The 8,625-nt window shown below is 62.3% G+C and carries 5 protein-coding genes and 1 pseudogene; 4 read left to right on the forward strand and 2 right to left on the reverse strand.

The window, feature by feature from the left end; translation table 11 throughout:
- From BUE39_RS32640 to BUE39_RS33935, 4 genes and pseudogenes are all read left to right on the forward strand, one after another.
- Positions 1-2,711, forward strand: a 2,711-nt coding sequence (locus BUE39_RS32640) for a beta strand repeat-containing protein (RefSeq protein WP_235005018.1), incomplete at its 5' end; no start/stop codon positions are given.
- 244 nt (positions 2,712-2,955) lie between these two features.
- Entirely contained in the window at positions 2,956-4,308 is a 1,353-nt protein-coding gene (locus BUE39_RS32645; protein WP_073432797.1) for a TolC family outer membrane protein, read from the forward strand.
- Positions 4,309-5,197: 889 nt separating this feature from the next.
- Complete coding sequence (locus BUE39_RS35050; protein WP_159442613.1) at positions 5,198-5,353, forward strand: hypothetical protein; 156 nt, start codon at positions 5,198-5,200, stop codon at positions 5,351-5,353.
- Positions 5,301-5,984, forward strand: a pseudogene (locus tag BUE39_RS33935) (tyrosine-type recombinase/integrase); the annotation flags it as partial. The gene BUE39_RS35050 and the pseudogene BUE39_RS33935, both read left to right, overlap by 53 nt.
- 453 nt (positions 5,985-6,437) lie before the next feature.
- On the opposite strand, the gene BUE39_RS32665 reads toward BUE39_RS33935, so the two are convergent.
- Both BUE39_RS32665 and BUE39_RS32670 read right to left on the reverse strand, forming a co-directional pair.
- Positions 6,438-7,607 carry an IS91 family transposase gene (locus BUE39_RS32665; RefSeq protein ID WP_073432054.1) on the reverse strand — a complete coding sequence of 390 codons (1,170 nt, stop codon included), beginning with the start codon at positions 7,605-7,607 and terminating at the stop codon, positions 6,438-6,440.
- A gap of 21 nt (positions 7,608-7,628) precedes the next feature.
- A complete protein-coding gene (locus BUE39_RS32670) occupies positions 7,629-8,504 on the reverse strand; it encodes a site-specific integrase (protein WP_073432055.1) in 876 nt (291 codons plus the stop codon).
- Positions 8,505-8,625 lie beyond the last annotated feature (121 nt).

An 8,625-nucleotide genomic window follows, 5' to 3' on the forward strand; every position in this document is an offset into this window, starting at 1 on the left:
GCTTCAGCTTCACGCTCGACACGGCCGCGGCGGCGCCCGGCGTGGCACTCGCCACCGACTCCGGCAGCAGTGCCAGTGATCACGTGGCCAGTGCCGGGACGCTGATGCTCGGTGGTGTCGAGAGTGGCGCGACCGTCCAGTACAGCGTCGATAACGGGGCTCACTGGAGCAGCAGCTTCAGCGCCGTCGAAGGAGCGAACACCGTCCAGGTGCGGCAGACCGACGTCGCCGGCAATGTGTCGGCCGCGACCAGCTTCAGCTTCACGCTCGACACGGCGGCTGTCGCACCCGGCGTGGCGCTCGCCGCCGACTCGGGCAGCAGCGCCACCGATCACGTGACCAGTGCCGGCACGCTGACGCTCGGTGGTATCGAGAGCGGCGCGACCGTCCAGTACAGCATCGACAACGGGGCGCACTGGAGCAGCAGCTTCAGCGCCGTCGAAGGGGCGAATAGCGTGCAGGTCCGGCAGACCGATGTCGCCGGCAATGTGTCGGCCACGACCAGCTTCAGCTTCACGCTCGACACGGCGGCTGTCGCACCCGGCGTGGCGCTCGCCACCGACTCAGGCAGCAGCGCCAGCGATCACGTGACCAGTGTCGGTACCCTGACCCTCGGTGGCGTCGAGAGCGGCGCGACGGTGCAGTACAGCATCGATAACGGGGCGCACTGGAGCAGCAGCTTCAGCGCCGTCGAAGGCGCGAATAGTGTCCAGGTGCGGCAGACCGACGTGGCCGGCAATGTGTCGGCCGCGACCGGCTTCAGCTTCACGCTCGACACGGCCGCGGCGGCACCCGCAGTGGCACTCGCCACCGACTCCGGCAGCAGTGCCAGCGATCACGTGACCAGTGCCGGGACGCTGACGCTCGGTGGTGTCGAGGGTGGCGCAACCGTCCAGTACAGCGTCGACAACGGGGCGCACTGGAGCAGCAGCTTCAGCGCCGTCGAAGGGGCGAATAGCGTGCAGGTGCGGCAGACCGATGTCGCCGGCAACATCTCGGCTGCAACGGCCTTCAGCTTCACGCTCGATACCACGTCTCCAGCGAACCTGTCGTGGAGCTACAGTGGGAACAAGCTGACTGCCGCCACCGACACTTCCAACGTTTGGAAAGTCGGGGTCCACGACAATAGTAATTCGGCCGACTACTCCGCGACACAGCAGAGCGGTGGAACGTGGGTCCTATCCCAGTCGGGACTAAATAATCACAATTTGACAGTGACCGAATGGGACCTCGCAGGCAATACCAAAACCTCCACACACGCAGCCCCCGCCGGCATGGCCGGTTCCGAAATCAACCTTGCGCTAACCGATCTGTCCAGCCATCCGGCCGACCTCACGGTAACGATTGCCGGCATCCCCTCCGGCTGGCAATTGAACGCCGGAACCGATCTCGGCAACGGCGCATGGCTCGTCCCGACGAACGATCTCAGCGCTCTCACGGTCACGCCGCCGGCGTCCTTTACCGGCGCCACGGTGCTCACCGTCACCGAGAACTGGACCAACACGGACGGTAGCCATGCGAGCGTCACAGTTGCCGACAATGTGGAGGCATACGCGGCAAACTCACCGATCTTCGCCTGGTCGGGCGACGATCACCTGACGGGTTCTGCCGGCCATGACTTATTCGTTTTCGCACAACCCATCGGAAGCGACACGCTGCACAATCTCGACCTCGCGGCGGACAGGATCGATCTCGTCGGCTTCACGGGCATCACGAGTTTCAGCGACGTCCAGACGCACATGACCGACGATGCCAGCGGCAATGCAGTAATTGCACTGGGCGCCGGCGAAACGCTTACGGTCATGGGTGTCCATTCCGCAGACCTCACCGTCGACAACTTCGTGTTTGACCAGGAGCCAGTCATGGTCAACTCGGGCGTCATGACGGTGAACGATGGCGCAATGCTTCCCCTCGGCGGGACGATCAACAACACAGGTACGATCGCGCTCGCGTCAACGGGCGACGGAACCGACCTCGAGGTCCTCGTGAAGAGTGCATCGCTTGAAGGCGGCGGACACCTTACACTCTCCGACGACAGCCACAACGTCATATTTGGCGGCAGTCCCGACGCGACGCTCATCAACGTCGACAACACGATCGCCGGTGCCGGCCAGATCGGAGCCGGCCAATTGACGCTTGTCAATGAGGGGACGATTGTCGCCAACGGTACTAACGCGCTGGTCATCGACACAGGAAGCAACGTCATAGTCAACACAGGCACGCTTGAAGCAACGGGCAGCGGCGGCCTCGTGATCGACAGCGCAGTGGCGAATGCGGGCCACCTGTTGGCCAATAACGGCAGCCTGGCGATACACGGTGATGTCACCGGCAACGGCCACGCGACGATCAGCGGTGCCGCGACACTCGAGTTCGGCGCTGCATCCATGGAAAACACGACGTTCGCCGACGGCGCCACGGGCACGCTCAAGCTCGATCAATCAGGCAACTTCACCGGTACGGTTTCCGGGTTCGGCGCCGGCAACACGCTAGATCTTGCGGACGTCTTGTGCAATGACCATACGACACTCAGCTTTACGGCCAATGATGCGGGAACGGGAGGCACGCTGACCGTCAGCGACGGCGTTCACTCCGCTCAGCTCGCGCTGCAAGGCGGGCTGTCTGCCGCCGGCTTCCAGTTCACGCATGATCAGGGCACTGGCACCGCCGTGACTTACGTTACGCCAGCGCTGCCTCACATTCAGGAGTATTAGGCGGCCAGCACACCCCGCGAGCAACGCTTGAACTGTTCATCGAGCATTCAAATGCGTTCCTCGCAGGGTCATACTTCTCAATGCATTTCCCGCGACACCATCCGGTGAGCGGGGATACGTCAATTGAAAGCGCAACACATCTCCAGTAACATGCGTCGGCCACATGGTTCCGAGCATCGCGAATGTCTGTTTGTGCTTGAGCGGCAGTGAATACAAGCCACCGTCGGGTTACAGGAAATGCGCAATGAATAGAAGAAGACCATGGCTAGCCATGCTTGTACTGGCATCGGCGATTGCGGGTTCACCTTCGCTCGCGGGCGCGCAAAGCCTCCAGGAAGCGGTCGAACAGGCGATAAGAACCAATCCCGAAGTACTCGCCACCACTCATCACCGACAGGCGGCAGACCAGGGCCTGAAGCAGGCGCAGGCCGGTTACTGGCCCCGCCTGGACGTCGACACGGCCATCGGCAGGGAACGGCGCGACGACGAAGAGACGCGCCTGCTCGGCTTGAATCGGACCAGCTTCACGCATAGCACCGCCAACGTGACGCTGTCGCAAATGCTGTTCGACGGCTTCGCGGTCAAAAGTGAAGTGGCGCGTCAAAGCGCTCGCATCGATTCCTCGGCCTATGGCGTAGCCACTACCGCGGAGGACGTGGCGTTGCGTGTGGTGGGCGCCTACCTTGAAGTTTTGCGCCGCAAGGAGACGACGGCCGCCGCCGAAGACAACATCGAATCCCACCTCCGGATCTACGATCAGATCAAGCTACGCAGCGACCGCGGCGTCGGACGCCGCGCCGATCTTTATCAAGCAGAAAGTCGTCTGGCTCTGGCCCGGGACAATTTGCGGTCCGAGCAAAGCAGCCTGAAAGATGCCGAGGTTGCCTACGCCCGTCTGGTGGGCATGCCGCCGGATGCTCTCGCCAAGCCGGTAGCACCGGAGAGCGAGTTGCCGCAAACCGAACGGCAAGCGCTGGACACGGCGTTGGCCAACCACCCTTCGCTCGCGGGCGCCGAGGCGGACGTCGGTCAAGCCCGGGCACAGTACGACGTCGCCAAGTCGGCTTTGTGGCCACGTCTTGATCTCGAGCTCAGCTCGACTCATGACCGGGAGGGCGTTCTCGGGCCAATCAACGATCGCCGCGTGATGCTGCGCCTTCGCTACAACATCTTCCAGGGCGGGGCTGATAAAGCACGAATCGGGGAGACGCATGCCCAGATCCGGGAAGCCGAAGAAGTTCGCAACCGTACGCGTCTCGAGATACAGGAAAGCGTCTCACTCGCGTTCAATGCGTACCTCACGGCACGCGATCGGGTAGTCGTGCTCAAGCAATACGTCGATTCCAGTGCGGCAACCAGGGAGGCGTATTTGTTGCAGTTCGGAATCGGGCAACGATCGCTGCTCGATTTGCTCAATGCGGAGAACGAGTATTACAGTGCACGCATTGCCTATGTTGGCGGCCAGTATGCGGAGGTGGCGAGCGCCTACCGCGTGTTCGCCGGCATGGGGCAGTTGCTGGGCATATTGCATATTGGGCTGCCGGCAGAGGCTTGGTCGTTACACAGCGCACAAATTCCGTTTGTACCGAACCGCTGACGTAGTAATAGCAAGAAAGCTGAGATGTTCAACAACACCGATCATCGGTTCATTCTCGACCTGGCCGCTCATACCCGCAACACTTAGGGCAGGCGATTTGATATTCGCAACACGGTTTTTCACGGCCGCTTAACATTGCTTGCCGAAATCGCCAGAATCCGGTCGACGCATCAACGGGTGCCGGGGACAGGTAGCGAAACGTAGCTTCGCCCACCACCCCGAAATCCGAGACACAGGAAATGAGGACGCGCGACCCCGTGAAAAACATCCCATGCGGCTCGCATTCCTCTTGGAAGACTGACCGTTGACGGGTCGCGAATGGCCCGGTCGGCTCGACCGTCTCCCACCGTTCGTTGTGCGGATCAGTCAATCGGAGAAACTGATTGCGCCCCGACCCGCATAGCTGGTTCGTCCTTTCTGCCCATCTCGCCCGGCGCCATGCCAGGCAGACCTCACCGGTGACGACATGACAGCGTCCGGACTGCTGTCGCCCCGTCAACTGACATCCGAGGAAGCCGAAGGGCGTCAGCGGCATCAGATCAGGTTTTGGCGAAGAAATCAAGCTGCCGGTGCTGGGCGAAGTTGATGCTCGCTGAGAGGTTTCTACCTAGTCTGTTCGATCAGATTGCTACTGTTGCGGTGACAGATTCGAAGGAGCACTGCGCGGATCTGGCGATGTTGGAAAAGGTCGACACGCCCGAGAGCTCCAAATCACCCGCAAAGACCAAACAGGCGGATGCGACTGAGGCCAATAGTGGCGCGGTGCAGGCCAAATCAGAAAGCGCGTTACTCGCGGAATGGAAGTCGTCAGACGCCATCCTTGCTTGGGCTCGGGTGCTGCCTTCCGTGGCGGACATCGATCTACGGCCGTAGGCATAAGACTGTGTACATGACTAATAACAAGCAAGAAGTGATGGAAGTATTGAGGGGGCCGCAGCGTCAGCGGCGCTGGTCGATGGACGAGAAACTGGCGATGGTGCGGGAGAGCTTCGAGGCAGGAAAAGCCGCGTATCACACGCTATCTGTCGCCCGAGCTGTGGCTTGAGGTCAAAACCTGGATTCAGGCGGTGCCGAAAGAAACGGACCGCGAACGCGAGCATTACTCGCGCACGTGTTGGCTGTCACCCTGCTCTATCTGGATGGCTTACGGATCATTGAAGTGGGTGAAAACACGATGGGCCGATTCTTCCGCCGCCGGGTCGTAAACGGCGAAGATCTCTGGTGGCTGGACGTGCTGGGCAAAGGCGACAAGGGAGCCGCTGGCGCCAGCCACCTTGGAGATGATGGCGGACCTCTCGACATACTGTCGCGAACGGGGACTACCGGCACTTCCATCTCAGGACGAAGACACGCCCCTGTTACTGCCGATCGGGCAGTCGCTCAAACCGTTGACGCGCGCCGCACTGCACCGCATCGTCAAGCAGGTTTTCGGCGGCACAGCCGACGCACTGCGTGCCCGTGGCGAAACGCATGCGCCACGAGCCGATCAACTGAAGCAGGCGTCTGCGCATTAGCTGAGGCACAGCGCAGGGTCGCATATCGCGGGCCAACAGGTCGACTTGCGGCTCGTGCGTGACAATCTCGGCCATGCGTCGCTCACGACCACCGGTCAGTATCTTCACGTGGACGGCGATCGTCGTCATCGTGAAACCGATGAAAAGCACCGCTTTGACTAGTAGTCCAGATGGCTGAAGTTCGGCATTTGCCGACGTTCGTTGTTACCTGGGATTGCGGATGAATGTCCGCTTGCGGCCTGTTCCGCGTCAGGCAACAACCGTTAAGGGTTATTCGATGCCTGCCGTCGGCCACAGGAACGTGACGATACCTCGGCGCGTGCCGGCAGGCGTCGAATAAGCCCGATGGAGGAAACCGCGGAGTGCCCCAATGCGGTTGGAGCTTTCGCGGCTATGGCGATTGATAGCCCGGGATGCTCAGTGATGTCGGGTGCGACACAGTCTGGCGGGAAGCCGGTCGGGCACTAACGCCATAGCGACGCGGTGCAGTTGTGTATTCGGGATGATGAAACGGGCGCACGAAGCACATCGCAAAGCGACGCGCGCATACGTCCGTTCGTGGGCCGCGTTGCCGCAAAGCCAACGTTAGACAGGCAGTTCGAGGAGCCGTGGAGTTCATGTCTGATCGCGGCGCATGGGCGGTGCGCGGATCGGGGCGCTGCGCGCGAGGATGTCGATGACGATCATCGGTGCGCCGCAGTGCCGGCAGATAAAGACGGGCCGGGTTTCGATGATGGCGTGGTCCGGTGATGGGCTGGTCGCGGGTGCGATGTGCAGCAGATCGCGTACCCTCGCGAGTCTGGCGCGGCGCACCGGGTTGGCGAGCAGTCCGTAGTGACGGATCCGATGGAAGCCAGCGGGTAACACATGGAGCAGGAAGCGGCGTATGAATTCGCCGGTTTCGAGGGTCATGGTCTTGTAGCGGGTGTGTCCCTTCGCGCGGTAGTCCTTCCAGCGGAACGTCACGCCGCGCTCATCGAAGGCGACGAGGCGCTGGTTGGAGATGGCGACGCGGTGTGTGTAGCGTGATAGATACTCGAGCACCGCCTTCGGTCCGGCGAACGGTCGCTTGGCGTAGACGACCCATTCGCAGGTGCGCAGCGGCGCAAGCCAGCGGGCAAAGATGGCGGGGTCAGCGAGCCCGGTATCCTCGCCGAAGAACTGCAGGTCGCCACGGTGGTGAGCCGACTGGAGTGCCTCGAGGAAGCGGCGCCGGAACAGGCGTGACAGGACACGCACGGGCAGGAAGAAGCCGGGGCGGCAGGCGATCCAGCGCTCACCGTCAGGCGACAGCCCGCCACCGGGGACGATGCCGTGCACATGCGGGTGATGCGTGAGCGCCGAGCCCCAGGTGTGCAGTACGAGCGTGGCGCCGATCTGGGCGCCGAGATGCCTGGGATCCCCGGCGATCGTGCGCAGCGTGTCAGCGGCGATGTCGAGCAGCAGGCCGTAGATGATCCGTTTGTTGTACCAGGCGATGGCGCTGATGGGTGCGGGAAGCGTAAAGACGACGTGGAAGTACTCGACAGGCAGCAGGTCGGTCTGGCGTGCCTCCAGCCAGCGGTGCGCGGCACTGGCCTGGCACTTTGGGCAATGCCGGTCCCGGCACGAGTTGAAGGACACCTCCGCCTTTGCGCAGCCTGAACAGCGCAACACATGTCCGCCCAGTGCCGCCGTGCGGCACCGTTCGATGGCTGACATGACCTTCAGCTGCCCCGGGCTCAGGCGTGTCGTGGCTCGCCACGCCGGCCCGTGGCTGCGGAAGATGTCCGCAACCTCCAGCATGAGATGCTGCGGGGTATGGGCTTATCCAGGAGGCAGGCGGTCCAGTGGACTGGTGACTTCATGCAGCAGGTCGGTGGCCACCTGCACATAAAGTGCGGTGTTCTCAAGCTTGGCGTGGCCGAGCAGAACCTGGATCACGCGGATATCCACCTTCTGTTCGAGGAGATGCGTCGCAAAACTGTGGCGCAAGGTATGCATGGATACACGCTTTTCGATGTGCGCGGCTTCGGCGGCGGCATGAATGGCGCGGTTCAACTGTCGCGTGCTTAACTGGTCGAGCGGATCGAGCCCGGGAAACAGCCACCCGCCGTCAAACATCTTGCCCTGCGCACGGGCCATGCGCCACCATACGCGCAGACGCTCGAGCAGCACCGGCGAGAGCATCGCGTAGCGGTCGCGGCGGCCCTTGCCCTGCTCGATACGCAGTGTCATGCGTTCGCTGTCGACGTCGGTGACCTTCAGCGCGACCACTTCACTCGCGCGCAGCCCGGCACCGTAGGCGACCGACAGCGCAGTCTGGTGCTTGAGGTTGCCGGCTGCCTCGATCAGCCGCCGCACTTCGTCGGGACTGAGCACGACGGGCAATATGCGGGGAACACGCACCGGTTGCATCCTGACTATCAGCTCAGGCCGGTCGAGCGTGACCGTGAAGAAGAACTTCAGGCCGGTGATCGCGTGGTTCAGCGACACGGCCGATGTGCCGTGATCGACTAGATAGAGCTGGTAGCGGCGCAGGTCCTCGACGGTGGCCGTGTCAGGTGAGCGCCCGAGAAACCGGGCGAACTCACGCACGATGTGCAAATAGATGTCCTGCGTCTTGGGGGCTAGCTGGCGCATGCGCATGTCGTCGATCATGCGTTGACGCAATGGGCTGACGTTTGCCGGTAAGGAGGTCATGATTCGGCTCCTGTTGAAGAGCGAGGCGGATTGCCTCGTTCGCCAACATAAACCGCGTGACCGGCTTGACCTTCACCTCCAGCGTTGGATCGTAACCCCTACCGCGCGAGCGGTTTAGTCC

Origin of the sequence: Paraburkholderia terricola (genome assembly GCF_900142195.1) — a bacterium.
Classification (GTDB): domain Bacteria; phylum Pseudomonadota; class Gammaproteobacteria; order Burkholderiales; family Burkholderiaceae; genus Paraburkholderia; species Paraburkholderia terricola.

Coding starts and splice junctions, on each gene's coding strand:
- BUE39_RS32645 (WP_073432797.1), top strand. CDS start 2,956: ATGAATAGAAGAAGACCATGGCTAGCCATGCTTGTACTGGCATCGGCG.
- BUE39_RS35050 (WP_159442613.1), top strand. CDS start 5,198: ATGACTAATAACAAGCAAGAAGTGATGGAAGTATTGAGGGGGCCGCAG.
- BUE39_RS32665 (WP_073432054.1), bottom strand. CDS start 7,607: ATGCTGGAGGTTGCGGACATCTTCCGCAGCCACGGGCCGGCGTGGCGA.
- BUE39_RS32670 (WP_073432055.1), bottom strand. CDS start 8,504: ATGACCTCCTTACCGGCAAACGTCAGCCCATTGCGTCAACGCATGATC.